The organism is Achromobacter sp. UMC46 (genome assembly GCF_014170335.1).
Taxonomy (GTDB): domain Bacteria; phylum Pseudomonadota; class Gammaproteobacteria; order Burkholderiales; family Burkholderiaceae_B; genus Achromobacter.
In genome coordinates, this window is sequence record NZ_LZZS01000030.1 from 68,640 (window position 1) to 94,117 (window position 25,478).

General features: G+C 67.2%; 26 protein-coding genes. 16 read left to right on the top strand and 10 right to left on the bottom strand.

Annotation, left to right across the window (positions count from 1 at the left end):
- Positions 1–13 precede the first annotated feature (13 nt).
- The 7 genes from A9973_RS20375 to A9973_RS20405 all read right to left on the bottom strand — a co-directional run bounded on the left by A9973_RS20375 (position 14) and on the right by A9973_RS20405 (position 5,738).
- Positions 14–916, bottom strand: a complete 903-nt coding sequence (locus A9973_RS20375; RefSeq protein ID WP_183015493.1) for an amidohydrolase — start codon at positions 914–916, stop codon at positions 14–16.
- On the bottom strand, positions 913–1,527 hold the full coding sequence (locus A9973_RS20380) for a carboxymuconolactone decarboxylase family protein (protein WP_183015494.1): 615 nt from the start codon (positions 1,525–1,527) through the stop codon (positions 913–915). The genes A9973_RS20375 and A9973_RS20380 overlap by 4 nt, the downstream gene beginning before the upstream one ends.
- Before the next feature lie 13 nt (positions 1,528–1,540).
- Positions 1,541–2,155 carry a glutathione S-transferase family protein gene (locus A9973_RS20385; RefSeq protein ID WP_183015495.1) on the bottom strand — a complete coding sequence of 205 codons (615 nt, stop codon included), beginning with the start codon at positions 2,153–2,155 and terminating at the stop codon, positions 1,541–1,543.
- A 37-nt stretch (positions 2,156–2,192) separates the two neighbouring features.
- Positions 2,193–2,837 (bottom strand): flavin reductase family protein, encoded by a 645-nt coding sequence (locus A9973_RS20390; RefSeq protein ID WP_183015496.1) that lies wholly within the window; start codon positions 2,835–2,837, stop codon positions 2,193–2,195.
- Between the two features lie 37 nt (positions 2,838–2,874).
- A complete protein-coding gene (locus A9973_RS20395) occupies positions 2,875–3,831 on the bottom strand; it encodes a tripartite tricarboxylate transporter substrate binding protein (RefSeq protein ID WP_255469245.1) in 957 nt (318 codons plus the stop codon).
- A 60-nt stretch (positions 3,832–3,891) separates the two neighbouring features.
- Entirely contained in the window at positions 3,892–4,872 is a 981-nt protein-coding gene (locus tag A9973_RS20400) for a tripartite tricarboxylate transporter substrate binding protein (RefSeq protein WP_183015498.1), read from the bottom strand.
- A 182-nt stretch (positions 4,873–5,054) separates the two neighbouring features.
- A complete protein-coding gene (locus A9973_RS20405; RefSeq protein WP_183015499.1) occupies positions 5,055–5,738 on the bottom strand; it encodes a peptidoglycan DD-metalloendopeptidase family protein in 684 nt (227 codons plus the stop codon).
- A 285-nt stretch (positions 5,739–6,023) separates the two neighbouring features.
- Here A9973_RS20405 and A9973_RS20410 point away from each other — a divergent pair, with 285 nt between their 5' ends.
- From A9973_RS20410 to cyoD, 12 genes are all read left to right on the top strand, one after another.
- On the top strand, positions 6,024–7,322 hold the full coding sequence (locus A9973_RS20410; protein WP_220805588.1) for an MASE1 domain-containing protein: 1,299 nt from the start codon (positions 6,024–6,026) through the stop codon (positions 7,320–7,322).
- Positions 7,309–8,859, top strand: a complete 1,551-nt coding sequence (locus A9973_RS20415) for an acyl-CoA-binding protein (protein ID WP_183015500.1) — start codon at positions 7,309–7,311, stop codon at positions 8,857–8,859. The genes A9973_RS20410 and A9973_RS20415 overlap by 14 nt, the downstream gene beginning before the upstream one ends.
- A 26-nt stretch (positions 8,860–8,885) precedes the next feature.
- Positions 8,886–9,326 (top strand): DUF2946 family protein, encoded by a 441-nt coding sequence (locus tag A9973_RS20420; protein WP_183015501.1) that lies wholly within the window; start codon positions 8,886–8,888, stop codon positions 9,324–9,326.
- A 76-nt stretch (positions 9,327–9,402) separates the two neighbouring features.
- Positions 9,403–10,026, top strand: coding sequence for an SCO family protein (locus A9973_RS20425; protein ID WP_183015592.1), 624 nt, complete (start codon positions 9,403–9,405; stop codon positions 10,024–10,026).
- A 35-nt stretch (positions 10,027–10,061) separates the two neighbouring features.
- Entirely contained in the window at positions 10,062–10,559 is a 498-nt protein-coding gene (locus A9973_RS20430) for a copper chaperone PCu(A)C (protein WP_370539516.1), read from the top strand.
- A gap of 286 nt (positions 10,560–10,845) precedes the next feature.
- Positions 10,846–11,217: a DUF4148 domain-containing protein gene (locus tag A9973_RS20435; protein WP_183015502.1), complete on the top strand. Its 372-nt coding sequence runs from the start codon at positions 10,846–10,848 to the stop codon at positions 11,215–11,217.
- Between the two features lie 215 nt (positions 11,218–11,432).
- Entirely contained in the window at positions 11,433–12,635 is a 1,203-nt protein-coding gene (locus A9973_RS20440; RefSeq protein ID WP_169272008.1) for an ATP-binding protein, read from the top strand.
- 5 nt (positions 12,636–12,640) lie between these two features.
- Complete coding sequence (locus tag A9973_RS20445; protein WP_183015503.1) at positions 12,641–13,192, top strand: response regulator transcription factor; 552 nt, start codon at positions 12,641–12,643, stop codon at positions 13,190–13,192.
- Positions 13,193–13,716: 524 nt separating this feature from the next.
- Positions 13,717–14,625: a ubiquinol oxidase subunit II gene (gene cyoA / locus A9973_RS20450; RefSeq protein ID WP_183015504.1), complete on the top strand. Its 909-nt coding sequence runs from the start codon at positions 13,717–13,719 to the stop codon at positions 14,623–14,625.
- Positions 14,626–14,627: 2 nt separating this feature from the next.
- Positions 14,628–16,604: a cytochrome o ubiquinol oxidase subunit I gene (gene cyoB / locus A9973_RS20455; RefSeq protein WP_183015505.1), complete on the top strand. Its 1,977-nt coding sequence runs from the start codon at positions 14,628–14,630 to the stop codon at positions 16,602–16,604.
- Positions 16,605–16,607: 3 nt separating this feature from the next.
- Positions 16,608–17,222, top strand: a complete 615-nt coding sequence (cyoC, locus tag A9973_RS20460) for a cytochrome o ubiquinol oxidase subunit III (protein ID WP_006222595.1) — start codon at positions 16,608–16,610, stop codon at positions 17,220–17,222.
- The gene (gene cyoD / locus A9973_RS20465) at positions 17,222–17,572 is read left to right on the top strand and encodes a cytochrome o ubiquinol oxidase subunit IV (RefSeq protein ID WP_054422653.1); all 351 of its coding nucleotides are present in this window, start codon (positions 17,222–17,224) and stop codon (positions 17,570–17,572) included. The genes cyoC and cyoD overlap by 1 nt, the downstream gene beginning before the upstream one ends.
- Positions 17,573–17,664: 92 nt before the next feature.
- Here the strand turns inward: cyoD and A9973_RS20470 are convergent, their stop codons facing one another.
- The gene (locus A9973_RS20470) at positions 17,665–20,145 is read right to left on the bottom strand and encodes an ankyrin repeat domain-containing protein (RefSeq protein WP_183015506.1); all 2,481 of its coding nucleotides are present in this window, start codon (positions 20,143–20,145) and stop codon (positions 17,665–17,667) included.
- Positions 20,146–20,358: 213 nt separating this feature from the next.
- Here A9973_RS20470 and A9973_RS20475 point away from each other — a divergent pair, with 213 nt between their 5' ends.
- The gene (locus A9973_RS20475) at positions 20,359–20,988 is read left to right on the top strand and encodes a nitrogen fixation protein NifQ (RefSeq protein ID WP_183015594.1); all 630 of its coding nucleotides are present in this window, start codon (positions 20,359–20,361) and stop codon (positions 20,986–20,988) included.
- Between the two features lie 12 nt (positions 20,989–21,000).
- Here the strand turns inward: A9973_RS20475 and A9973_RS20480 are convergent, their stop codons facing one another.
- Positions 21,001–23,073, bottom strand: coding sequence for a TonB-dependent receptor (locus A9973_RS20480; RefSeq protein WP_220805595.1), 2,073 nt, complete (start codon positions 23,071–23,073; stop codon positions 21,001–21,003).
- A 157-nt stretch (positions 23,074–23,230) separates the two neighbouring features.
- Between A9973_RS20480 and A9973_RS20485 the strand changes: the two genes are divergently transcribed.
- Complete coding sequence (locus A9973_RS20485) at positions 23,231–23,446, top strand: SlyX family protein (RefSeq protein WP_183015507.1); 216 nt, start codon at positions 23,231–23,233, stop codon at positions 23,444–23,446.
- A gap of 11 nt (positions 23,447–23,457) precedes the next feature.
- Here A9973_RS20485 and A9973_RS20490 read toward each other — a convergent pair whose 3' ends face one another.
- The gene (locus A9973_RS20490) at positions 23,458–24,276 is read right to left on the bottom strand and encodes a class I SAM-dependent methyltransferase (protein ID WP_183015508.1); all 819 of its coding nucleotides are present in this window, start codon (positions 24,274–24,276) and stop codon (positions 23,458–23,460) included.
- Between the two features lie 221 nt (positions 24,277–24,497).
- Between A9973_RS20490 and A9973_RS20495 the strand changes: the two genes are divergently transcribed.
- Positions 24,498–24,854 (top strand): DUF4148 domain-containing protein, encoded by a 357-nt coding sequence (locus tag A9973_RS20495; protein WP_183015509.1) that lies wholly within the window; start codon positions 24,498–24,500, stop codon positions 24,852–24,854.
- Between the two features lie 190 nt (positions 24,855–25,044).
- On the top strand, positions 25,045–25,425 hold the full coding sequence (locus A9973_RS20500) for a hypothetical protein (protein ID WP_183015510.1): 381 nt from the start codon (positions 25,045–25,047) through the stop codon (positions 25,423–25,425).
- Positions 25,426–25,478: the final 53 nt, after the last annotated feature.

Sequence of the window (25,478 nt, forward strand, 5' to 3'; positions counted from 1 at the left end):
CCGCCGGCCCGTTTCAAGCGAAACCGTAAAGCCGCGCCGGGTTGTCGACCCAGACCTTGCGGCGCAAGCCGTCATCGCCCAGCCAGCGCTGCGCCACGGCCACCAGCGCGTCGGCCGAGGGCGCCGATTGGCCCATGCGCACGAAGGGCCAGTCCGAACCCCACAGCAACTGGTCGGGATTGGCGTCCACGAAGGCGTCGTGGATGAAGCGCGCGTTCTCGTAGTCGGGCGCGCTGCCCACGCGGCACAGCGTCAGCTTCATCCAGATGCGGCCCTCGGCCAGCAAGCCGCGCAGCAACTGGAACGCGGGATCCAGCTGGCCACGCGCGGGCACCAGGCTGCCGAGGTGGTCGATCACCAGCGGCAGGTCCAATTTCGCCAGCGTCGGCAGGTGCCGCAGGTAGGTGTCGCACGGGGCCCAGAGCTGCGCATGCAGGCCGTGATGCTTCATGCGCGGGGCGAGCGCGGCGACCTGGTCAAAGCCAACGCTGCCCGGGAACAGGTTGCCGGCCGGATCGCGCGCCTCAACGAAGCGCAGCCCGCGCACACCGCCGTCGTACAGGGCGCGCAGTTGCGCATCGCTGACCGACGGGTCGGCCACGGCGATGCCGCGCAGGCGCTCGCCGCCCTGTGCCAGAGCATCCAGCAAGGCCTCGGGATGGGTACCGTAGGGCGCGGGCTGCACCAGCACCCCTCGCGCGGCGCCCAAGGTGTCCAGCATATGCAGGTAGCGCCCCGCCGGCGCGTCGGGCGCGGCATAGGATGACGGGTGCCACAGCGGGAAGCGGCCGTATGGGCCAAACACGTGACAGTGCGTGTCGCAGGCCTTTGGCGGCAAGGGCTGTGCGGGGGCCACCGGCATGCGCGGCGTCTCGACAGTAGCTGGCACATAGGCGCTTGCGGCGTCACGGGTCATGCCCACCCCCGCCCGGCCAGCGGAGCCAGATGGCTCAGCGCCGGATGGCCATCCTGTTGCGGCAGGTCCAGCGGCGCGGGCGCGTCGTCCGGCATCGGGATCTGGTGCGCGTTCAGCGTCATCGACACCATGGTGTAGTAGCCGATCACGGCGGTCAGTTCGACCACGCCGACGGCGGCCCAGCGTTCAACGGCCTCGGCATACAACGTTGGATCAACCTGGCCGGTCTCCTGCAACTGGCGGGCATAGGCGTAGACGATCTCGTCTTCGCGACTGTCGAACTGCGGCTCGCGCCGCGCCTGGATGGCGTCCAGCACCGCCTGGGCAATGCCGGCGGCGCGGGCGGCCTGCGCGTGGATGTGCCATTCGATCTGGCTGTTCCAGCGCCGCGCGGTCACCACGATGGCCAGTTCGCTGACGCGCGGCGGCAGGCTGGTGCCAAAGCGCAGCAAGGCGCCCAGCGCCTGCCAGCGTTCGGCCAGATCGGGATTGTGCAGCGCCGCGCGCAAGGGGCCGACCAGCCGACCGCGCGGGCCGGAGACGATGCGCTCGTAGACGCGCTTCTGGTCGTCGTTCATGCTGTCGGGCGTGGGCAAGGGAATACGGCTCATCATCGTCCTTCGTTCAAGGGGTCTCTTCGGGCTGGCTGCGCTGCACCGAGGGGCGCGCACTGAAGTCCTGGTGCCAGGCGGCCAGCTGCGGATGTCCGTCGCGCCAGACCCGTTCCGGGAAACGATAGTCCAGATACGACAGCGCGCAGCCGATGGCGATCAGGCCCAGGTCAAAGCGGCTGGCTTGCAAGGTCGGCGCTTCGGCTTCCAAAGCGGCCAACACCGCCTGTACCTTGAGCGCGAACGCGTCCAGCCACGCCGGGGTCTGCTTATCGACCGGCTTGTTGCGCTCCTGCCGATACAGCAGCAGCACGTCCAGGAAACCGTCGCCCAGCGCCTGGCGGCGTTCGGCCAAAAGGCGCGCGGCCGGTTCCGCGGGCAGCAGGCCGGCGCCGGTCAAGCCGTCCAGGTAGGCGCAGATGACGCGCGAATCATAGACCGGCGTGCCGTCATCCAGCACCAGTGTCGGCAGCTTGATCAATGGGTTGTCGGCCATCAGGTCGAGGTTGGGCTTGTCCATCGCAACCGGTGTGCGCACCAATGTCACGCGGTCCGCAATGCCGGCTTCGTACAGGACGATCATCACCTTGCGCACGAAGGGCGAACGCGGCGACCAATGCAGTTTCATCAACAGGCTCCCAAAAGATTCAGAATCGTGGCGTGGCTCAATGGCCCTGCGCCGGCCGTACCGTCGGATCGTTGGCGGCTTCCGGCGCGCGCATCTGGAACAGGTCGCTGGTGTGGGCATACCAGCCGGCACCGTGCATGCGGCCCAGAAGCCGCAGCGCGGGCGTATCCACATGGAACCGTTCCGCATCCAGCAACGCGTCGTCGCGCAGATATAGCGCCACTACCTGCGCCAGCACGATGACACGCTGCGGTGCAGCGTCGATTACCTTCCACACCCGGCATTCCAGCGCCGCGGGGCTGGACGCGATGCGCGGCGGGGAGACCACCAGCGATGGTTCGGTCGCCAGGCCGGCACGCGCCAGTTCGTCGACCTCGGCGACGTAGTCCAGGCTGGTGCGGTTCATCTGCTCGGCCAGTTCGGCCGAGACCAGGTTGATGACGAATTCGCCGGTTTCCAGGATGTTGCGCGAGGTGTCCTTCAGTTGCCCGCCGCGCGGGCCGATCCCCAGCGCAACGATGGGCGGGTCGCTGCTGACCACGTTGAAAAACGAGAACGGCGCGGCGTTGCGCTGACCCTGCGCCGACTGGCTGACCACCCAGGCGATCGGGCGCGGCACGACCACACTGGAGAGCAGCTTGAAGGCGTTGGCGGTACTGAGCTTGCTGAAATCGAAGTTCATGGATGTTGTGTCCGTGGCGATGACCGGCGCCGCCCCGTCATTTCGCCAACAGCCCGAGCGTGCCCAGCAGGCGCCGCATGTCCGCCTGGTCCTTGACGACGTAGGCCTGCGCGTCCTGGGGGGACAGCGCCATCAAGGCTATCGCCTGCTCCTGCATCACGCGGCGGTAGTCGGGATCTTCGTTCACGGCCCGGACGGTATCGCTCAGCGTCCGCACAATGGCGGCCGGTGTGCCGGCGGGCGCGGCCAGGCTGTACCAGGTAGCCGCGTCCGCGCCCTGCACGCCGGCTTCGGCCAATGTCGGCACGTCCGGCAACAAGGGCGAGCGCTTGTCCGAGGCATAGGCCAGCGCCAGCAACCGGCCCTGGCGGATGAACGGCAGGCTGGCCGACAGGTTCAGCATGGCCAGGTCGGTCTGGCCGCCCACCACGTCATTGATGGCGGGCGAAGCGCCGGCGTAGGGAATGTGGTTGAACTGCACGTGCGCGGCATGCTGGAACAGCTCCGCGCCCAGGTGCGTGGCGCCGCCCACGCCCGCAGAGCCGTAGCTCAGCTTGCCGGGTTCGGCATTGGCTCGGGCGATCAGCTCGGACACCGTGCGGATGCCGCGCGCCGGGTTGACCACCAGCATGATCGGCTGCTCGGCCACCACCGAACAGAAGGCGAAGCCGTTGACGCCGTCGTACACGGTCTTCTGCATCAGCGGCGTCACCACGTGGCCGGCCGAGGTGCCGAGCAGCAGCGTGTAGCCATCGGGCTTGGCGCGCGCCACGAAGCCGGTGCCGATGGAAGCACCACCGCCGGGCTTGTTTTCCACCACCACCGGCTGGCCCAGGCGCTTTTCCAGCGCGCGCGCCAGACTGCGCGCCACCACGTCGGCCGGGCCGCCGGCGGCGTAGGGATTGACCAAAATCACCGGCCTGTCGGGGTAGGCCGCCGCCGAGGACAGGGACACGGCGGACGCGACAACCGCCGCCAACAAGGATCGGATCATCAAGCGCATGGGGTTCCTCTCGAAGGGCCGGCCCGGTTGGCCAGCCAGAGCGTTACGGCGTCAATCGGCCCGGGCGCCGGACTGTTCGATGATGCGCGCCCATTTCGCCATATCGACGCGGATGCGTTCCGCGAAGGCTTCGGGCGTGCTGTGAGTGGTCTGGATGCCATAGCTGGCCATGCGCTCCACCATTTGCGGCGAGGTCATCACCGCGTTGATGTCGGCGTTCAGGCGGTCGATGACGGGGCGCGGCGTGCCGGCCGGCGCCAGCACGCCCGACCACAGGCTGACCTCGTAGTCCTCGAAACCGGGCGCCTCCGACATGGACGGCACGTCGGGCAAGGCGGCCAGCCGCTGGCGGCTGGTCACGGCCAGCGCCCGCACCTTGCCCTGCTTGACCTGCTCGATGAAATTGGAGGAGGTGTCGATCATCATCGAGATGCGGCCGGCCAGGAAGTCGTTGATGGCGCCCGACGTACCCTTGTACGGAATGTGCCGGATGTCGGCGTGGGCCGCCGTCTTGAACATCTCTCCGGCCAGGTGGCTGGTGGTGCCGTTGCCCGAGGAGCTAAAAGTCAGCTCGCCCGGCCGCTGACGCGCCAGGTCGGCCAACTCGGCTACCGAATTGACCTTCAGGGCCGGGTTGACCACCAGCAGGTTCGAGGTCAGGTTGGTCAGAGACACCGGTGCGAAACTGCGCTGCGGGTCGTAGCGCAGTTTGGGATACAGCGACGGGTTGATCGTCAGCACCCCCATGGTCGAGTACAGCAGCGTGTAGCCGTCGGGCGCGGCGGTAGCCACCGCTTCGGCGCCGATCGATCCCCCCGCCCCGCCGCGGTTCTCCACCACGACGGTCTGGCCGAGTTTCTCACCCAGGCCCTGTGCCAGCGAGCGCGCCATCAGGTCGGTGGCTCCGCCCGCCGGGAACGGCACGATCAGTTTGACCGGTCTGTCGGGATACGCCCCGGCCGCCGCGGCGGTAGCGATCAGGCCCGCACCGAGCCAGACGCCGAATGCGGTCAGCGCACTTGCCATTCTCATGCTGTCTCCACCCTGGTGGTTCTAGTGTTTGCAGCATGGTAGGCGCGAGGCGGCGGCGACGCTATGCGCGGAATCGCATATCTGCTTTGCGCAGCGGCAGTGGGCCGCCCTTGGTCCGGCTGCCCCGGCAGCGGCGGGGTCGCGACTGCGGTTTCCTGGCGGTTGCTTGCGCGCTCCCCCCTCTACCGGGGCGGCAGGTTCCCCGCCGGGTCGACGGCCTGGCCGTCATAGCGCAATTCGAAATACAGCCCGACCTGCTTGCTGTCGCTGTTGCCCATTTCGGCGATCTTCTGCCCCTGCTTCACGCTCTGGCCTTCCTTGACCAGCAGCTTGCTGTTGTGGGCGTAGATGCTGAGGAAACTGGCGTTGTGCTTGATGATGACAAGGTGGCCGTAGCCCCGCAGGCCGCTGCCCGAATAGGCGACGGTGCCGCCCGACGCGGCCACCACCGGCGTGCCCGACGAATTCGAGATGACGATGCCGTTGGAGCCGCCGCCGTCATAGCCGCGCGTGACCTTGCCCTGGGCCGGCCACACCAGCGAGATCGCGCCCGGCGGCGCGGTGCGCCGCTTGGCCGACGACGTGGAGGTCCGCGGCGACGAGGCGGCGGGCCGGGACTGCGCCTTGCCGGAGGCGGAGGTGCTGGCCTGTCCGCCCGGCGCCTGCACCCGCAGCATCTGCCCGACCTCGATCGCATTCGAATTCGACAAGCTGTTCCAGCGCACCAGGTTGCTGACGCTGGTGCCCTGCTTGCGCGCGATCTGCGTCAGCGTGTCGCCCGACTGGACGCGGTAGTAGCCGGGCTGGACCTTGGTGGTGCCGCAAGCGGTCAGCAGAAGCAGCAACGCCACGATGCCGGCACACATCCAGAGCCGCCCCAGCGGACGGGGCCGCCTGGCAAACCGGGGCGGGCCGGCAGGCGCCGCGGCACAGAGGGCGGAGGCGGGCACGGGCAGGGTCGGGGCGGACAAGGAAAGCACTGAAACCTGGGGCACTGAGAGGGCGGTGGAAACGGAAGTGCATTCAAGGGTACCAAGATTTTCGCGTGCCAGTGTGGCGCGGGTGCTTCGCAACGGCCGCCGGGCCGTGTATAACCCGCTCATCACGGCGGACATGCTTCGCCACGACTCAATGTGTTTGCAAGGACCGACATGGGCATAACCGACACGGTTAGAAAGAATCCGCTTTGCCTGCTGTGGACCATCCCCTATCTGCTGTGCGGCGTGTTCTCCCACCTGCTCAACGACCCGGTCAGCCACGCGCTCTTCGTCTGGCTGCCGCCGGGGGTGGCCGTGGGCGCCTACCTGCTGTCGCCGCGCCGCGACTGGCTGTTGCTGGCCGTGGGGTTTTTCTGCGCCCAACTGCTGCTGACCCTGGTCGCGCGCGGGCAACCCGCCACCGCCATCGCCTTCGCGGTGACGGGCAGCCTGTCTTCGCTGCTGGCGGCCTGGACCGTGCAGCGCCTGTCGCCGCGCGCCGAGGGTCCGGGCTTCGTGGCCGCCCTGCTGGCCGGCGCGGTGGCGGGGGCCGCCAGCAGCGCGCTGATGGGCGGCGGCTGGTTATGGCTGACGCAGGAAGCCCACGCGCTGGTCCGCCTGCGCACCTGGGTCACCGCGTACCTGGCGGGCGTGCTGATCCTGGCGCCGGCGCTGACGGGCTGGGCGCAATTCCGGCCGCGGCGCTCCGGCGGCCCGCGCATGCGGGACCTGCTGATCGGTGCGGCGGCCTACGCGCTGATGATCGTATCGACCTTCATGACGTTCGACGGCGACATGATCCAGAACCTGCCCTACGTTGTCTCCTTCGAGCTGACCTATCTGCCGCTGGTGTTCGCCGTGCTGATCGCGCTGGTCTGGGGCACGCCGGGCGGCACGCTGGCGATGGTCACGCTGATGCTGATGGCGCTGTATCAAAGCGCCCAGGGCGAAGGCCCGTTCGTCGAATCCAACGACCCCTGGCACGCGCTGCTGGCCACCCAGGTCTACCTGGTGGTCACCGCCCTGCTGCTGCTGCTGGTCAACACCCTGCGCGGCGCGCGCGCCCAGGCGCTTGAAAGCGCCGAGCAATGGCGCGGCCGCTTCGACCTGGCGCTGGCGGGCAGCCACCAGCTGATGTACCGCTTCAACCCCCATGACGGCAAGCTGGAACTGGCGGGCGACCTGCAGGACGCCTTCGGCCTGCCCGCCACCGCCATCACCGACCTGGCGACGCTGACCGCCCATGCGCACCCGGAAGACCGGTCGCGCCTGGCGATGCACTGGGCGGCGCGCCGCGCCGGCGCCCAGGACCGCACGCCCCTGCTGTTCCGCGTGGCTCATTCGGCCGGCGGCTGGCGGCTGGTCAGCGACCGGGGGTCGCCGCTGCCCGACTTCGATGGCAGCGTGGCGGTCGTGGCCGGCATGTGGCGGCTGGGCGAGATCGAGCGCGAGCCGGCCGATGGTGTCCAGTAGTCCCGACGCGCCGTCCGGCACGGGCGCGCTCCTGATCCACGGATTGGGCGGTACCGAGTACGACCTGGGGTCGATGCACAAGGTCCTGAAGCGCGCCGGCGTCCAGACGTACAGCCTGACGTTGCCCGGCCACGGCGGTTCGCCCGAAGACCTGCTGTCCGTACGCATGGAAGACTGGCTGGACGCCGTCACCCTGAAGTACCGCGAAGTCGCTGCGCGCCACGACACCGTGCACGTCATGGGCATGTGCCTGGGCGCGCTGCTGGCGGTCGAACTGTGCAAGCGGGTCGGGCACCGCCAGGGCAAGCTGGTGTCGCTGGCCGCCCCCGTCTTCATCGACGGCTGGAGCACGCCCTGGTACCGCGGCCTGCGCCAACTGGTCTACCGCATCCCCGGCCTGGCCGCGCGCATGCGCGTGGAAGAGGAAGAGCCCTTCGGCATCAAGAACGAACTGGTGCGGTCCATTGTCAAGGCCAAGTTCGAACGGGGCGAGAACTTCCACTACCGCTGGGTGCCGCTGGCCTGCGTGCGCGAAGTCGACCGGCTGCGCGACGCCGTTGTGCGCGGACTGGACGGCATCGCCTGCCCCACGCTGATCATGCACGCGCACGAGGACGAGCTCACGTCGGTGCGCTCGGCCCGCCTGCTGCATGACGCGATTTCGGGCAGCCGGCTGGTGCTGCTGGACAACAGCTATCACATGATCTGCGTGGACAATGACCGCGACCTCGTGGCGGCCACCGTGCTGCAGTTCATGGACCGCGACCCCACTGCCGCGCAATCGCCGCGCGCGGCCGGACGCGCGGCCCCCATGGGCGCCGCGGATGTCGAACGCATCCTGGACGCGTACCGGGGTTCCCTTCTGACCGGGGAATTCGAAACCCTGTTCCCGCTGTTCGCCGAAGACGTGGTCTGGACCGAGGAAGGCGACAACCCCATCAGCGGCGTCTACGAAGGCCGGAGCGCGCTGATCACCCTGTTCTCGCGGCTGATGGACTATTCGCGCAACACCTTCGCGGTCAGCGATGTCGGCCACCCCGCGTTGGCCGGACGCTCCATCGTGCTGCCGCTGCGTTTCCAGGTCCAGGACGGCGCCAACCTGTATCACGGCGCGTCCACGCACACGCTGCGCCTGCGCAACAACGCCATCAGCAAGGTCACCGCCCGCGCCGACGACCCCGGGCACGAAGACGCCCTGTGGCGCAGATTGGCTGCCGCCGGCGGCCACGAACCCGAAGGCGACGCCATGGACGACGCCACGCTGGCCCTCGGCACGCAGGCCCTGCCCGATGCGTTCGAGGCGGCCGTCATCGAATTGCGCTCGCTGTCCGCGCCGCCCTCGGCCGCCGTGGCGATCCGGCTTGCCGCCTACGAGCAGCAAGCGCGCCACGGCGACGCCCCGCCGGCGGCGCCGCCTGATGCGGATGCCCGCGGCCAGGTCCGCCACGCCGCCTGGAGTCTGTTGGCCGGGCTGCCGGCCGACCAGGCGCAACGCCGCTACATCGCCCTGGTGCGGCGTCTGGACGCAGGGGATTGACCGCGGAGCATGACTAAAATGGCGCGATGCCTGACCTGACCCGCCTCCACCGCCTGGGACGCGCCGCGCGCGCCCGGGGCGTGCTGTGGCTGGCGCTTCTGGCCTTGACCCTGCGCGCCCTGGTGCCTGCGGGCTACATGCCCGATGTCCGCGCGCTGCATGACGGCCGGCTGGAAGTCACGTTCTGCTCGGCGGCGGGCGACCTGTCCACGCTCAGCGTGGCGTTGGGAGGCGCAAGGGGCGGTGGCGACGGCGGCGACCCCGCCGGCCACGACGGCGCCAAGACCGGCGCGCAATGCCCCTTCGGGCTGCTGGCGCATGTCGCGCCCGCGCCTACCCCCTCGCTTGCGCCCATCCTGCTGCCGGCGGGCCGGTACGTTCCGCCCCCGCCCGCTTACCGGGCCCTGCCCGCGCTGGCCGCCCATGGCCCGCCCCTCGGTTCCCGCGCCCCGCCCGCCTTGGCCTGACTCCGCCTGACCGCGCGGCCCCGCCGCGCGCCTTGCCGATCCGTCGACCCAAGAGGTTTCCATGCATTCCCCCTTCATGCACTCCCCCGCCCTGCGCGCGCGCGCCGGCGCGGCGCTTGACGCTGCGCCTGATCCCCGCCGCCGCCTGCTGCTGTCTTCCCTTGCGCTGCTGGCCCTGACCGGCTGCGGGCCCGATGCCCCCAAGCTGCACGGCATGGACCTGTCCGGCATGCCGACAGGCGATTTCCAGTTGCAGGACACCAGCGGCCAGACGCGCCGCCTGGCCGACTACCGCGGCCATCCCGTCATGCTGTTCTTCGGTTTCACGCAATGCCCGGACATCTGCCCCACGGCATTGACCCGCGCCATCGAGATCAAGGGCCTGCTGGGCGCCGACGCGGACAAGCTGCGGGTGCTGTTCATCACCGTCGACCCCGAGCGCGACACCCCCGAGATCCTGCGCGCCTACACCCAGGCCTTCGATCCGGCTTTCGTCGGCCTGCGCGGCGATGCCGAGCAGACCCGCGCCGCCGCGCAGTCGTTCAAAGTGTTCTATCAAAAGGTCGCCACCGGTTCGTCCTACACCATGGACCACACGGCGCTGACCTACGTCATCGACGTCCAGGGCAAGCTGCGGCTGGCCTTGCGCCACCCGCAGACCGCCGAGCAATGCGTGGAAGACCTGCGCACGGTGCTGTGACCCCGACGCCGTCAACCCGATCAAGAGAAGCCACCATGATGAACATCGTTTCGCTCAAGTCCCTGGCCGCCGCCCTTTCCCTGTGCGCGCTGGCCGCCGCCGCCCCCGCCGCCCTGGCGCAGGACGCCGCCCTGAAGGTGGACGACGCCTGGGTGCGCGCCACCGTGCCCAGCCAGCACGCCACCGGCGCCTTCATGCGCCTGACCTCGAACGTGCCCGGTCGCCTGGTGGCCGTGGAGTCCGACGCCGCCAAGCATGTGGAAGTCCACGAAATGGCCATGCAGGACAACGTCATGAAGATGCGCCAGGTTCCCGGCATCGACCTGCCCGCCGGCCAGCCGGTAGAACTGAAGCCCGGCGGCTACCACGTCATGCTGATCGACCTGGCGAGGCAGATCAACCCGGGCGACCGCATCGCGCTGACGCTGGTGGTGGAAGACGCCAGCCAGCAGCAGCGCCGCGTGCCGGTGCAAGCCGAGGCCCGCGCCTTGAACGCGAAGGCGGGTGCCGCGCCGGCGCCGCATGGCCACTGACGCCTCTATATAGATGAGGCGCTGGCGGCGGGCAGGCGAAGGGGACACGTCCCCATGAAAGCCGAATGACACCTGTGCTTCAGGCTTGAAATACCTTTCGCGTCCCGCCGCCGATTTCCCTGCAACGCCGCAGCGCGCGTCCGGTCGAATTGAAAAGACCGGACGCGCGCCGTTTTCACGCACCCGGCCAGGCATTCCCGCATCCAGGAAATCGTCCGACGGCAGCATCGCGGACGACGGCGCGGTCGGACCGGCCGCAGGCTTTGTTTGCCAGGAGCGTTTCATCATGAAGACCTTCACCACCACGTTGTTGCTTTGCGCCGGCTTGGCCCTCACGGGAGCCGCCCAGGCCCAGACCGCGGCCCCATCCGCGCAGTACAAGCGCGATCTTTACGGGGACTGGCGTGTCAGCTACCCCGCCCCCACCGCCAAGACCTCGGCCCAGGTCGCCGCTGAACTGGCTGAAGCCAAGGCCGACGGCCAATACACGTTCGGCCAGGAAGACTACCCGCCCGCCGTCGCGTCCGGCCGGTCCGAAAGCCGTGCCCAGGTCGAGCAGGAATTGCAGCAGGCCCAGATCCAAGGCCAGATGGCGTCCGACCAGGAAGACTACCCGCCTGCGGCCATGGCCCACAGCGGCATGTCCGATATCCATTGACGTACGGGGCCACTCGGCAAATATCGGGGACACATTTCCTGCCCGCCCCGCCAGCGTTTCCTGCTGAATCGCCATACAATGCCAGCACATCCGCCGTCGACGCCGTAGTCAGGCCCGACGGCAGCCGGCCTCTCGCGCCGCGCGCCGGATGCCTGCGTTCCGCGCCGCCGGGCGCTTGACCCGCCGGCGGGCCGCCGGCACCTCTGTGTCTGGATATGCCCGGTAGTTCCGCCTTTTCATTCCTGCGTACCTTATGCAGCCTGCGCTGGCTCGCCATCGCCGGCCAAGCCGCCACCATCCTGCTGGCCAGCAGCGTGCTGGGCCTTGCCCTGCCGCTTGAGCCCCTGTGGATCGGCGTCGGCGTGCTGATCGGATTCAACGCCTACGCCAGCCTGCGCCTACGCCATCCCCGCGACCTGTCCCACGCCACGGCCTTCGGCCACCTGTTCGTGGACATGGCGGTGTTGTCGTGGATGGTGGGCTGGAGCGGCGGCATCAGCAATCCGTTCGGCACGATGTTCCTGATCCTGACCGCGCTGGCGGCCCTGGCGCTGCCGCGCAACTGGGCGCTGGCGGCGGCGGTGGCGGGCATTTCCGGCTACGCGGCGGCCGCCATCTTCGGCCAGCCCCTGCGCGGCGACGTCGACACGCATTCCCTGCTGCTGTGGGGGCTGGGCGTGAACTTCCTGATTTCCGTGGTCGTCGTGCTGGTGTTTTCCACCCGGCTGGCGTCCGACCTGCGCGACCGCGAGCGCGAACTGGCCCGGCTGCGCGAACGCTTCACCCGCAACGAGGGCATCGTCGCCCTGGCCACCCACGCGGCGGCCATGGCGCACGAACTGAACACCCCGCTGGCCACCATGACGCTCCTGGCCGACGAGATCGCCGCCGAGGTCAAGGACGAAGACCTGCGCGCCGACGTGGCCACATTGAGCCAGTTGCTGGCCCTGTGCCGGGAACGCATCCGCAATCTGGCGGTCCCAACCGCAGTGGATCTTGTCCGCGTGGTGGGGCAATGGCGCCTGATCCGCCCGACGATCGACCTGCAACGCTCGGGCGCCCTGCCGACCAGCCTGCGGGTGGACCCGGCGATCGCGCACCTGCTGCAGGCGCTCTTGAACAATGCGGCGGATGCCGGCGAAGCCGCCGAGGCGCCCCGCGTCGACCTGCATCTGGAATATGGCTATGGCGCCCTGCGCGGCGAAGTGCGGGACTACGGACGGGGCTTCGATCCCGACCAGACCCTGCTGCCCGCGACCAGCCTGTTCAACAGCGGCAAGCCGGGAGGGCTGGGCGTCGGCCTGGCGCTGTCGCACGCCACCGTGGAACAACTGGGCGGCGAAATGACCATGACCGCCGCCTCAGGGGGAGGCACCCGCATCCGCTTTTACCTGCCCCTGGGCAACCCCGGAACCTGAAAGTGATGAATCCTACCGACCTTGGCCTGTTGATCGACGACGACGAACTGTACGTGCGCACCCTGCAGCGCAGTCTGTCACGCCGGGGCCTGGAAACCCGTACCGCCACCGGCATCGCCGAAGCGCTGCGCGTGGCCGAAGAGATCCGTCCGGCCTTCGCGCTGGTGGACCTGCGCCTGGGCGAGGACTCCGGCCTGACCCTGATCCGCCCCCTGCGCGCGCTCCGCGCGGACATGCGAATCCTGCTGGTCACGGGGTACGCCAGCGTGGCCACCGCCGTCGAGGCCATCAAGCGCGGCGCGGACGACTACCTGCCCAAGCCCGCCACCGCCCCGATGATCCTGCGCACGCTGGGTCTGGTGAAGCCGGAATCCGTTACGATCGAAACGACCATGACACCGCTGCACCGCCTAGAATGGGAGCACATCCACCAGGCCCTGCACGAGACCAGCGGCAATGTTTCGGCGGCGGCGCGCCTGTTGGGCATGCACCGGCGGTCCTTGCAACGCAAGTTGGCCAAAAAACCGGGGCCGGAACGCGAAGTGCTGGTTGACTGATTTGTGCAGCTGCGACACATCTTTACAACAGCGTCATGTGCAGGTGCGACATATCGTCGCACCCCCACCCCCGCCTCTTAGGGCATCTGCTCCCTAGGAAAACCCTGAATCTGCTCCACTGGGGCCAGAATCTTCCCAGGCAATGCGACCATTCGTCGCATGCTTGACCGATATCAAGCCGATAGGATGGACGTTGCTGCAAGGGCCAGTTGACGCTGAAAACGGCCCCGCATGAGCAACCAGAGGCGTGGCTATCAAGGCGCGAAGCGCAGCCGTGGCAGGACCACGGCGAGCATTCGCAACGCCGAGAGACGCTCCTTTGGTCACTCACCCTCCGGGCAGGCCTGCAATCGGGCGCCAGGCGTCGTTGCAGCCACCTTGCGTGGCGCACGCCACGCTGCGGCGTCCACGCCTAGCCTGGCGCCCGATTGCAGGCCTGTGCGGGGCCGTTTTCAGCGTCAACTGGCCCTAGCATTCCAGCTTGCTGCTTCGCAGCATTTCCAACCATCCATCCAAGGCTGTACGTGAAACACCCCCTCCTTGCGACCCTAACGCGCATTTTTGGCGTCGGCGCGGTCATGCTGCTTGGCGGCTGCAACATGGAAATCCTCTCCCCCAAGGGAGACATTGGCGCTCAGGAAAAGACGTTGCTGTTCACGGCGACGGGGCTGATGCTCATCGTCGTGATTCCAGTACTGTTCATGATCGTGTCGTTTGCGTGGAAATACCGCGCGTCCAATACCAAAGCCGACTACCAGCCCAAGTGGGCCCACTCCACGGCGATCGAAGTCGTGGTCTGGACCGTTCCTTGTATCATCGTGGCGATTCTTGCCGTGATCACCTGGCGCTCCACGCACGCGCTGGATCCCTACAAGCCGCTTGTTTCCGAACACAAGCCCGTCACCATCGAGGTGGTGTCGCTGGATTGGAAGTGGCTGTTCATCTACCCCGAGTACGACATCGCCACGGTCAACGAGATCGCGTTCCCCGTGGACGTCCCGGTCAACTTCCGGATCACCTCGGCGTCGGTCATGAACTCGTTCTTCATCCCCCAGCTGGGTAGCCAGATCTACTCGATGGCCGGCATGGAAACGAAGCTGCACCTGAACGCGACCGAAGCCGGCACCTACGCGGGCATCTCGGCCAACTACAGCGGCGCCGGCTTCTCCGGCATGCGCTTCAAGGCCATCGCCACGTCGCAGGAAGGGTTCGACAACTGGGTCAAGGAAGCCCGCGCTTCGCCCACGGCGCTGACCCCCGAGGCCTACGCTGAACTGACCAAGCGCAGCGAGCGCAATCCGGTCGCCAAGTACTCCTCGGCGCCTCCGGCCATGTTTGATTTCATTCTGGGCAGCACCATGTCCAAGATGGCCGGCGTGGACTCCGCCACGTGCACCCCCACGTCGAAAAATCTGATCGCAGGAATTAACTAACAATGCTCGGGAAACTCACCCTCGAGGCCATTCCGTACCATGAACCTATCGTCATGGTTACGCTGGCCGCCGTGTGCCTGGGAGGCCTAGCGGTCTTCGGCGCCGTCACTTACTTCGGCAAGTGGAAGTACCTCTGGACGGAATGGCTGACCTCCGTCGACCACAAGCGCATCGGCGTGATGTACATCATCGTCGCGCTGATCATGCTGCTGCGCGGCTTCGCCGACGCCATCATGATGCGCACCCAGTTGGCGGTCGCTTCCGCCGACTCCGCCGGCTTTTTGCCACCCCACCACTACGACCAGATCTTCACCGCCCACGGCGTCATCATGATTTTCTTCATGGCGATGCCCTTCATTACCGGGCTGATGAACATCGTGGTGCCGCTGCAGATCGGCGCCCGCGACGTGGCCTACCCGTTCCTGAACTCGCTGAGCTTCTGGCTGTTCGGCGCCGGCGTCGCGCTGATGATGATCTCGCTGTTCGTGGGCGAATTCGCCGCGACTGGCTGGCTCGCCTATCCGCCGCTGTCCGGGTTGGACTACAGCCCAAGCGTGGGCGTGGACTACTACATCTGGGCGCTCCAGATATCCGGGTTGGGCACCACGCTTAGCGGCATCAACTTCATCGTGACCATCCTGCGCATGCGCGCACCGGGCATGAGCCTGATGAAGATGCCGATTTTCACGTGGACCTCGCTGGTCACCAACGTGCTGATCGTCGCCGCCTTCCCCGTGCTGGCCGCGACGCTGGCGCTGTTGACCGCCGACCGCTACCTGGGCACGCACTTCTTCACGAACGACATGGGCGGCAACGTCATGATGTACGTGAACCTGATCTGGATCTGGGGCCACCCCGAGGTCTACATCCTGGTGCTCCCGGCGTTTGGCGTGTATTCGGAAGTGGTCGCCACCTTTGCCCGCAAGACGCTGTTCGGCTACAAGTCCATGGTCTACGCCACGGCCGCCATTGGCGTGCTGTCGTTCCTGGTCTGGCTGCACCACTTCTTCACGATGGGCGCGGGGGCCAACGTCAATGCCTTCTTCGGCATTGCCACAATGATCATCTCGATCCCGACCGGGGCCAAGATCTTCAACTGGCTGTTCACCATCTACCGCGGCCGCCTGCGCATCACGACGCCGGTGCTGTGGACGCTGGGCTTCATGATCGTCTTCGTCATCGGCGGCATGACCGGCGTGATGCTGGCCATCCCCGGCGTGTCCTTCGTGCTGCACAACAGCTTGTTCCTGATCGCCCACTTCCACAACACCATCATCGGTGGCGTGGTGTTCGGCTGCATCGCGGGCATGACCTACTGGTTCCCGAAGGCGTTCGGCTTCACGCTGAACGAGCGTCTGGGCCGTTACTCGTTCTACTGCTGGTTCGTCGGTTTCTTCATGGCCTTCATGCCCCTGTACATCCTGGGCTTCAAGGGCATGACGCGTCGCCTGAACCACTACGACAACCCCGAATGGCAGCCCTACCTGCTGGTCGCGCTGGCTGGCGCCGCGCTGATCATGCTGGGCATCTGGTTCCTGCTGCAGCAAGTGTTCGTGTCGGTCCGCCAGCGCAAGCAGAACCAGGACGTCACCGGCGATCCCTGGGATGGCCGCACCCTGGAATGGGCGATCTCGTCGCCGGCTCCTTTCTACAACTTCGCCCACATTCCTCACGTTGAAGAACTGGACCAGTTCTGGGAAGACAAGCAGAGCGGCAAGGCCTACAAGCGCCCGGCCAAGTACGAAGACATCCATATGCCGAAGAACACCGGCGCCGGCGTGTACATCGGCCTGTTCGGCCTGGTGATGTGCTTTGCGCTGATCTGGCACATCTGGTGGCTCGCCATCGCCGGTTTCGTCGGCATGGTCGGTTCGTTCATCGCCCGCGCCTATGACCGCGACGTCGACTACTGGGTCCCGGCCGCGGAAGTCGAACGCATCGAAAACGCCCACTTTGAAAAAATGCAGAAGGCCGCCTGAGCCATGATTCAAGCCGTAGCCACTCACCCCCACGCGGGTCACGACGATCACGCGCATCATGACGATGGATCCAAGACCGTTTTCGGTTTCTGGGTCTATCTGATGAGCGACTTGCTGATCTTTTCGGTGCTGTTCGCCACGTTCGCGGTGTTGTCCAACGCCACCGCGGGCGGCCCCACGGGCAAGGAACTGTTCGACCTGAAGTTCGTGCTGGTCGAAACGCTGTTGCTGCTGTTCTCCAGCTTCACCTTCGGCATGGCCAACCTGAACGTGCACGCCAACAACAAGTCCCGCGCGATGGGCTGGTTGATGGTGACGTTCCTGTTCGGTGCGGGCTTCATCGCGATGGAAGTCTGGGAATTCCATCACCTGATCACTGAAGGCGCCGGTCCGGGCCGCAGCGCCTACCTGTCCGCGTTCTTCACGCTGATCGGTACGCACGGCCTGCACGTCACCTTCGGCCTGATCTGGATCATCGTCCTGCTGGACATGATCCGCCGCCATGGCCTGGACTCGATCAACAAGCGCCGCCTGGCGTGCCTGAGCCTGTTCTGGCACTTCCTGGACATCGTCTGGATCTGCGTCTTCACCTTCGTCTATCTTATGGGAGCCATCTGATGTCGCACTCCGCTGCGGCCGCACACGGCCACGACGATCACGCCGCCGACCACGGCAGCCTGAAGTCCTACATCATCGGTTTCGTGCTCTCGCTGCTGCTCACCTTCGGCTCGTTCGGCCTGGTGATGCACGGCGCGCTGTCCCACACCATCACCATCGTCGGCGTGGTCGCCTTGTGCGTGCTCCAGCTGCTGGTGCAGCTGGTGTACTTCCTGCACATGGGCGCGTCGAAGTCGGCCCGCGACAACCTGGCTGCGTTCGTCTTCACCGTGCTGATCATCGCCATCATCGTCGGCGGTTCGGCATGGGTGCTGTACAACATGAACGTCAACATGGGCCACGCCATGTAATGACGGCTTGCCGTTGAAGCAAAAAAACAGGCGCCTTCGGGCGCCTGTTTTACATTGCGGGGCTTGCGCGCCCGTGCACGGCACACGCCGGGCTACTTCGGCGCCGTCACCGTCAACACCACCCCGGCCTTCGCGGCCAGATCGCTGGCGGAAACGCCGACGAACGGCTGCACGCGCGAGACCTGGTTCAGATCGCAACTGGCCGCGCCCGCCGCGCCGTCCAGCACCTGCTTCACGGCGCGCGCCCCCATCGGGCTGAGCGGCCCGCCGTCGTCCAGCTGCCAGGCCAGCACATCGGCCACCGCCATGCCGCAACGCCACGGCGTGCGGTACAGCCCAGCGTCATGTTCCAGCAGCATCTTCGCTTTGGCTTCCTTGCCCAGGCGCAGCATGATCACCAGCGGCAAGGCGTCGGTATCCGCCACGCCGTCGATGCGCACACTATTGCCGGTGCGGTCCGAGGCGTCTGCGCCCTTCTCCAGCCACGCCAGATACAGGTCATCGGGCAGCCACGGCAGACTGAGCGGCGCGATGCTGTTATTGGACACGCCCGTCGCGTCGTCCGCGCGGGTCAGCGGCACGCCCGCCGCCAGCAACCGGTCGGCGGTAGCCCGCAGCTTGGCCCGCTGGCCGTCCCACTCGGAATCGTTCTGCTTGATGGCCGCGCGGATCTCCACCTGGTTCCACACGCTCAGCAAGCTGGACAGCGACTCCGGCGTCAGCGGCAGGCGCGGCTGGCCGGCGGCTTGCGCCAATTGGTCCACCAGCGCCGGCTGCAGGGTGCGCACCGCCAGGCTGAAGGCTTCGTTCAGACCATTGCGTTCGGGCGTCTTGCTGGCGCTATAGCCGCCCACCGCCGCGTCCGCCCCGTGCGCCAAGGCGAAGGCCACGCGTTCCGAGACCGGAAACACCGCCGTCGGCGTCAACTCGCCGCTGTTCGATTCGCGCAGCGCTTCCAGCAAAGGCGTTTCCCACATGCCGCGGTTGCCGTAGTACATCCGGACATAGGCCGCGTTGATATCCGCGCCCTTGGCCAGCAACTGCTCGGCGAACCAGAACCGGCTGGGCGAGCCCATGGCGGCATGCAGCGCGGACCGGCCGTTCTTTTCGCGCGCATTCGGGTCCGCGCCCTTCGCCAGCAAATAGGTCAGGCTGTCCTTGTCTTCGCTGTAGTACGAAATGCGCCGCACCAGCAGCGGCGTGCCGTTGTAGTCGACGGCATTCAGCGGCGCGCCCGCCGCGATCAGGGCATCAGCCAGCGCGTAGCGCTCCGCCGCCGGTCGCGTGTCCTTGGCGTCCGGCAAGGCGCTGGCCAGCAACACGAATCCGTTGTTGGGGCCGTCTGCGCGGGCGCCCGCCGCGAGCAGGACGTGCACCATCTCCAGCTGTTTGCCGGACACCGCCACGGCCAGCGCCGACGTGCCGTTCTCGTTCACGCCGTTCGGGTCCTGGCCGCGCGCCAACTCGGCGCGCACCGCGTCCACGTCGTCGGCCCGGATCGCCTTGAAGATCGCCAGCTGGGGCCGGCAGACGTCCGCGTCCAGCGCTTTCTCGTTCAAGGCGGCGCTGATGCGGCCGGCGATATTGCCGGGGATCGGCTCCTTGGCCGCCAGGCGGTGGGCGCAATACAGGCGGTAGTCCTCGCGTGCCAGCGCCTCGAAGTAGCCGCGCCGGTCGCCGGCCTTCGCGCTTTGCGCCCAGCGCGCGTCGGCGCGGTTCAGGTAGGCGGCCGTGCGGGACGGGTCGCGCCGCAGCACGTCGCTCAAGACGCGGTCGGCCTGCACGGCATCGCCCGACTCGGCCAGCCAGAAGCCATAATCGTTCAATCCCGTCAGCATCTCGGCATCTTTGCCGCCGGGATCGATCTCGCGGAAGTCCTGTTCCATCACGAAACGGCGCAGGTCCGCCAGCGCACGTCCGAATTCCGCGGTCTTGCCGCGCGGGATGGCGCGCGCCACCTGATGCAGCGTACGGAACGTGGCCGTCACATCCACCGGCGCCTGATGCTCGAAGCGCACGTCGGCGGGAAACGACTTCAGGCGCCCGGGGTAATTCGTCAGCGCCTGCCGCAGTGTGGCCAGGGCTTGCGCCTTGCGCGCGTCGTCCCAGGGTTCGTTGGCGGTGACGACCGCCAGGCTGGCGTCGGCGCGGACCGTGGCCACATTGCCTGCCGCGTCCACCAGGAAACCGTCCGACCGCGGGGTATCCGCGTCGTTATAGGTGTAGCCCACCCAATACAGGGTCTCGTCGTTGCGCGGCGCCCGGACTTGCACGTTCTCTTCGCGCGACGCCTTCCACGCCGCCGGGTCGATCACCAAGGGTTGCGAACGAAAGTCCAGGCGGAATTCCTTGCCCGTGCCCCGCACGTACCGGTACAGATACAGGCGGTTCTCCATCTGGCCGACCAGCAGCGCGTCGCGCACGTTCTCGGTGCCCCACACGCGCCGCTCCGGTTCGCGCAACGGGTAGCGCGACAGGCGGATGGATTCGATGGCGGCGCCGATATCGGACGCCAGGACAGGCGGCGGCGCTGCCGCCAGGCCAGCCAGCGCCAACAGGACGGCACCGGTCATTCGGGAGACTGCGGGGCGGAAGCAGCGCGGCATGCGGAGGGTAAACCCAGGAAATCAGGGACACCGATCATACCCCCGGGCCGCGCCCGCTCGCGGGTAAGTCCTGAGGCGTTTTTGTTCCGCATCACGGAATTTCGGCCATCTTTCGTTATATATTCCGCAATATAGCGATTTCATTAACATTTGAACGAATTTAGCGACCGCCACATCCCCATGGACGCCGTGCTGACCCCTTCCTCCGCGTTGGCCGATACCACCGTACCGGCCCAGCGGTTTGCCCGCGCCCTGCTGCACCATGCGCCGCCCGGCCATCCCGACGCCGGTTTTTTCGCCACCGTGATCGGCACCAGCCTGGCGCACCGGGATCTGGCGCGCACCGGCCTGTGCCCCGACGAGCTGCGACAGTTGCTGCACCACCTGTTTCCCGGCGCCCTGGCATCCGACGATGCGCGCTTGGCCGCGTTGCGCGAACAGGCGGCGCAATACGCCGCGCAGGGCCGGGGCGATCCCCAGCCCGGCTTCACGTTGCTGCTGCGCGTGCTGCTGGACGCCTACCGCGCGCCCGAACCCGAGACCACGACCTGGGTCACCGGCGTGCTGGTGCATGCCTGCCTGCGGCCCGACCATCTTTGGCGCGACCTCGGCCTGTCTGGCCGCGAAGACGTGACCTTCCTGCTGGCGCGCCACTATCCGGGGCTGGTGATCCGCAACACGCGCAATTTACGCTGGAAGAAATTCCTGGCGTACTCGGCCTGTGAACACGCCGGCCTGCCGCCTTCGGCCGCGCCCGGCTGCCCCGCTTGCGAAGACTTTGGCGTCTGCTATCCGGATGCGCCCGACTGAAGGCGGACCGCGCTAGAAGCGGTAGGCCACCCCGGCCCCCACGCCCACGCTGCGCCCGGCGGCGGGCTCGTAATAGCGGCCGTTGCTTTCGTTGACGATCACAGACCCGGCATAGCGCTTGTCGAACAGGTTGTCCACGCGCGCATGGGCGTTCAATTCCCACGCGCCCAGCCGTTTCACATAGCCCGCGCTGACCGCGGCCACGAAGTAGCCGGGCGCCTCCTGGTCGTTCGCGTCGTTCACGTAGATCTTGCTCAGGTAGCGGCCTTCCACCGACGCCTGCCAGCCTTCCGGCGGCGCCCAGGCCAGCGACGCGAACACCCCCTGGCGCGCGATGCCGGGGATCTTGTTGCCGGCGCGGATATCGCCGGAACTGTCGTCGGCGTAGCGCGCATTCAGCCACGTATAGGCAAGCTGCGTGCGCCAGTGGCGCGCGACTTCCCCCGACCAGCCCAGCTCCACGCCGTCGCGCCGGGTGCGGCCGGCGTTCTGGTAACTGGTGCGCCCGCCTGAACTGCCAGCCGACACGATCTCGTTGTCGGTGCCCGTATGAAACACGGCCGCCGTCGCCAGGCCGCCCGCCATGCGCGCCTTCACGCCCGCCTCCAGATTGGTGCTCAATGACGGCGCCAGGCCGAAATTCAAACCCGGCAGGCCGCCGGGCCGATACGAGATCTCGTTCAGCGTCGGCGTCTCGAAACCGCGCCCATACGAGGCATACACGCTGACGTCCGCACTGGCCGCGTAGCGCAGCGCGGCCACCGGCAACGCCTTGCGGTAGCGCGCGCCGCCGCTGTCGTCGCCATTGCCGGCCGTGATGTAGTGGTCGTCGGAATCGAAGCGGACCGTGCTGTAGCGCAAGCCCGCGTCCACCGTCCAGCGCTCGGATGCCTGCCATGACGCCTGCATATAAGGGTCGGCGTTGTAGACGGTGTTGGTCTCGTCGCGCCGCAGCGCGCCCTGCACGCCCAGTTGCAGGCCTGCGCCCGAGCCCGTGAAGTTCTGATAGCCCTTGCGGTCTTCGCGCATGGAATCGTAAGAGAACCCGCCGATCAACGTCAGCGGCCGGCCCGCCAGCTCCACATCGGACGTCCAGCGCAGATCCGCGCCGCCGTACTGGCGCGCCAGGTCGATCACGCCGCCCGCCTGCGTGGGCGCCAATTGCGCCGCCGGGGGAATCGACTGGTACTGGGTCGTGTCGCGCTGGCCGTAGTACGCCATGATGCGCAAGGTGTTGCGGCTATCCACCTGCCGTTCATACACCACGCCGCCCTGCGTCTGCCGCACCGTCTTGCGCGTGTCGTACTGCTCGGCCAGCGGGGCGCTGCGCGGGTCGTCCTGAAACTGCGCGTACGTCAGGCCCAACGGGTCCTGCGCCTTCAGGTCGACGCTGTTGACCACGAGGGTCAAGCGGCTGGCGTCGTCCAGCTGCAGGCCGAGCTTGGCGTTGGCCAGGTTCTTCCGCGCCGCGCTGTGGTCGCGGTAGCCGTCGGTGGTGAAGCGGCTGGCGTCCAGCACATAATCCAGCCCGCCGGCGCCCCCGCCGCTGGCCTTCGCGCCATAGCGCCACGTGCCGTAGCTGCCGCCCCACCCGCTTGCCGATAGCGTGGGCGGCGGCGCCCCGTCTTCCGTGTAGACCTGGATCACGCCGCCCGAGGAATTGCCGTATAGCGCGGAAAACGGCCCCCGCAGCACCTCGACGCGGTCGATCGAGCCGATGTCGATGTTCGACGTCTGCCCCTGGCCGTCCGGCATGGTGGCGGGAATGCCGTCCACGTAAAGCCGGACGCCGCGCACGCCGAAGGTGGACCGGGCGCCAAAGCCACGGCTGGATATCTGCAGGTCCTGCGCGTAGTTCTGCCGGTTCTGGATCTGCAGGCCCGGCACGCCCGCCAACCCCTCGGACAGATTGATCCCAGGCTGTCCCCGGCGCATCGCCGCGCCGTCGACCACGTCCACCGACGCCGGCGTGTCCAGGACCGGCGTGCCCAGGCGCGTGCCCGTGACGACCACGGGGGACAACGTCGACCCGGCCTCCTCGGCCCAGGCCGCGTTCGCCAGCGCTTGCGCCAGGCCCGCCGCCAGCGAACCGCGCACGGCCCAGCGCACGCCCCACTGCCCTCCTCGTTGCGCCGCCTTGCCGCGCAGTTCGACTTGCTTCGTCAATTCTCTCTCCCGTAGAGCCACGCACCCCGCCATCGCCATTGGAAACACAAAGCGGGAATAGGTTCTAATAGCCGCTATGGAACCATCGCAAGACATCGAACGCCGCCTGCTCGAACTGGAGGTCAAGTCCAGCTTCGCGGACGACCTGCTCGAGCAACTGAACCAGATCATCGTCCGCCAGCAACAGCAGATAGACCGGCTGCTGCGTGAAGTGGCCGACCTGCGCCAGCAGACGCCCGAAGGCGCCACGCCTTTCCGCAGCCTGCGCGACGAACTGCCGCCACACTACTAAGCGCGGCGCGGCTAGTAACGGTAGCGCAGCAGCCTGCCCAGGCGCCGCAGCGGCGCCACCCGCCGCATCAGCCAGACCGCCGCCCGGGCGGGCCAGGAAAACCTGGCCCACTGCGCGCCGTCGCTTTCCTCATACACCCATTGCTCGTCGCGCAGCCGCAACCCGGGCACCTGCGCCTCAAGGTCCAACGGATTGTCCAGGCTCCAGCGCATTACCGCGCCCGTCGCCCGGAACATGCGGTTGCGCGATGCCAGCGCCAAGCCCATCCGGCTGTACGCGTCGAACGCGATCTCGCCGGACGGGAATTGCGTGGCCACGGCGCGCAGCAATGACAGCACCTCGTCTTCGGCCAGATACAGGAACAACCCTTCGGCCACCACCAGGACCGGCCGGTCTGTCGGGATCCGCGACAGCCAGCCCAGGTCCGACATGGGCGAGCCCAGCAACTGATAACCGGGCCGCGACGGATACAGCGCCCGGCGCAGGGCGATCACGTCGGGATAATCCACGTCGAACCAACTGACCTCGGGCGGCGGCGCCACCCGGAATACCCGGCTGTCCAGGCCACAGCCCAGATGCAACACGGTGGCGCCGCGGTGCGCGGCGATGAATTCCCGCACCCAGGCATCAAGCGTGTACGCCCGCATTGCCAGCCCGATCATCTCGTCGCGGCGCATGCCCAGCGCGGAAAAATCGTGGTCGATGCGCGCCACGGCCTCGGCGGCATGGTGGTCCTGCAACAGGGAGCCAGGCAGGCGGCTCTCTTCTGCCTTGGCGTGCAGCGTGATCAGCAGCGTGGCCTTCTCTCCGGTCAGATGGACCTTCTCCATGCGGGCTCCAGGTAGGCCAATGCTTGCACTATCCGTTCCATTGATGGCGACTATCTAGAATATCGAACATCATTATTTCCATTAATGGAAATATGTTTTACCGATATACGGGTTTATCCCTATCTTAATTCAGCGCAGAATTCAGTCATCGGGAAACAGCACGAACCACGACGGATAGGCCGCCGGATTCGCCCCCAGGCTCTTGAAATCGGAGATTTATCATGAAGAAGACCCTCGCTACCGCTTTGATGTTGTCCTTGGCCGCCCTGAGCGCCGGCGCCTACGCATCGCAAAACATCGAACCCAACAACGTGCCGTTCCAAGGCGTTTACGGCACCCAGTACGAAGGCCCGACCCGCGCCCAGGTGCAAGCCGAACTGGCTGCCGCCAAGGCCGCTGGCCTGGTGACCAACGTCGAACCGAACAACGTGCCGTTCCAAGGCGTCTACGGCGCCCCCCAGTCGGGCAAGACCCGCGCTGACGTGCAAGCCGAACTAGCCGCCGCCAAGGCCGCCGGCCTGGTCAGCAATGTCGAACCCAACGACATGCCCTTCTCCGGCGTCTACCACGGCAACTGATCTGCCCGGTAACGACCGACTCCCTCCCCTTGTTGTACCTTGGCCGCCTTCAATAGGGCGGCCTTTTTTTTTATCGGGTCGCGTCAAGTCAAAACGCGCGCGGACGGGCGGATTGAAAATGGAACGGGTTCGCGTACTATCGCCTCATGTGCAAGCATGACAATCTGATCCATCCGACAAGGAGCCCATAATGAAAACCACCCGCGTTCTCGCCGCATTGCTCATCGCGACCGGCTTGTCGGCCACCGCCGTGGCCGCGCCGCCGGTAATGCTGAACAATTCGCTCATCACCGAGATCCCCAAAGGCGACCGGACGTCGTTCCATGAAGCCGTCGCGCAGGCACTGAACAATTCGGCTGACGGCCAACGCACCGAATGGGCCAGCAAGGCGCAACCCAAGCGGGCCGCCCCGATCACCGTCCAGCTGACGCCCACGCAAACCAGCAAGGTCAAGGACGACCGCGTCTGCCGCTTCCTGGTGGCGGACTTCGCGCGCACCAGCACCACCGAAAAATGGCAGTTCTGGTTCTGCAAGCAGCCCGACGGCACCTGGAAGGCCAGCAGCAACTAAGCGGCCGCCCAAAAAAATGCCCCTTGCGGGGCATTTTTTTTGCAAGCACGCGA

Excerpts from the sequence above, each read along its gene's own strand:
- cyoC (WP_006222595.1), top strand. The coding sequence starts at position 16,608 with ATGATTCAAGCCGTAGCCACTCACCCCCACGCGGGTCACGACGATCAC.
- A9973_RS20395 (WP_255469245.1), bottom strand. The coding sequence starts at position 3,831 with ATGATCCGATCCTTGTTGGCGGCGGTTGTCGCGTCCGCCGTGTCCCTG.
- A9973_RS20445 (WP_183015503.1), top strand. The coding sequence starts at position 12,641 with ATGAATCCTACCGACCTTGGCCTGTTGATCGACGACGACGAACTGTAC.
- A9973_RS20385 (WP_183015495.1), bottom strand. The coding sequence starts at position 2,155 with ATGAAACTGCATTGGTCGCCGCGTTCGCCCTTCGTGCGCAAGGTGATG.
- A9973_RS20375 (WP_183015493.1), bottom strand. The coding sequence starts at position 916 with ATGACCCGTGACGCCGCAAGCGCCTATGTGCCAGCTACTGTCGAGACG.
- A9973_RS20490 (WP_183015508.1), bottom strand. The coding sequence starts at position 24,276 with ATGGAGAAGGTCCATCTGACCGGAGAGAAGGCCACGCTGCTGATCACG.
- A9973_RS20400 (WP_183015498.1), bottom strand. The coding sequence starts at position 4,872 with ATGAGAATGGCAAGTGCGCTGACCGCATTCGGCGTCTGGCTCGGTGCG.
- A9973_RS20405 (WP_183015499.1), bottom strand. The coding sequence starts at position 5,738 with ATGTGTGCCGGCATCGTGGCGTTGCTGCTTCTGCTGACCGCTTGCGGC.
- cyoB (WP_183015505.1), top strand. The coding sequence starts at position 14,628 with ATGCTCGGGAAACTCACCCTCGAGGCCATTCCGTACCATGAACCTATC.
- A9973_RS20440 (WP_169272008.1), top strand. The coding sequence starts at position 11,433 with ATGCCCGGTAGTTCCGCCTTTTCATTCCTGCGTACCTTATGCAGCCTG.
- A9973_RS20435 (WP_183015502.1), top strand. The coding sequence starts at position 10,846 with ATGAAGACCTTCACCACCACGTTGTTGCTTTGCGCCGGCTTGGCCCTC.
- A9973_RS20485 (WP_183015507.1), top strand. The coding sequence starts at position 23,231 with ATGGAACCATCGCAAGACATCGAACGCCGCCTGCTCGAACTGGAGGTC.
- A9973_RS20390 (WP_183015496.1), bottom strand. The coding sequence starts at position 2,837 with ATGAACTTCGATTTCAGCAAGCTCAGTACCGCCAACGCCTTCAAGCTG.
- A9973_RS20420 (WP_183015501.1), top strand. The coding sequence starts at position 8,886 with ATGCCTGACCTGACCCGCCTCCACCGCCTGGGACGCGCCGCGCGCGCC.
- A9973_RS20425 (WP_183015592.1), top strand. The coding sequence starts at position 9,403 with ATGCACTCCCCCGCCCTGCGCGCGCGCGCCGGCGCGGCGCTTGACGCT.
- A9973_RS20415 (WP_183015500.1), top strand. The coding sequence starts at position 7,309 with ATGGTGTCCAGTAGTCCCGACGCGCCGTCCGGCACGGGCGCGCTCCTG.
- A9973_RS20410 (WP_220805588.1), top strand. The coding sequence starts at position 6,024 with ATGGGCATAACCGACACGGTTAGAAAGAATCCGCTTTGCCTGCTGTGG.
- cyoD (WP_054422653.1), top strand. The coding sequence starts at position 17,222 with ATGTCGCACTCCGCTGCGGCCGCACACGGCCACGACGATCACGCCGCC.
- A9973_RS20495 (WP_183015509.1), top strand. The coding sequence starts at position 24,498 with ATGAAGAAGACCCTCGCTACCGCTTTGATGTTGTCCTTGGCCGCCCTG.
- A9973_RS20380 (WP_183015494.1), bottom strand. The coding sequence starts at position 1,527 with ATGAGCCGTATTCCCTTGCCCACGCCCGACAGCATGAACGACGACCAG.
- A9973_RS20500 (WP_183015510.1), top strand. The coding sequence starts at position 25,045 with ATGAAAACCACCCGCGTTCTCGCCGCATTGCTCATCGCGACCGGCTTG.
- A9973_RS20430 (WP_370539516.1), top strand. The coding sequence starts at position 10,062 with ATGATGAACATCGTTTCGCTCAAGTCCCTGGCCGCCGCCCTTTCCCTG.
- A9973_RS20475 (WP_183015594.1), top strand. The coding sequence starts at position 20,359 with ATGGACGCCGTGCTGACCCCTTCCTCCGCGTTGGCCGATACCACCGTA.
- A9973_RS20470 (WP_183015506.1), bottom strand. The coding sequence starts at position 20,145 with ATGACCGGTGCCGTCCTGTTGGCGCTGGCTGGCCTGGCGGCAGCGCCG.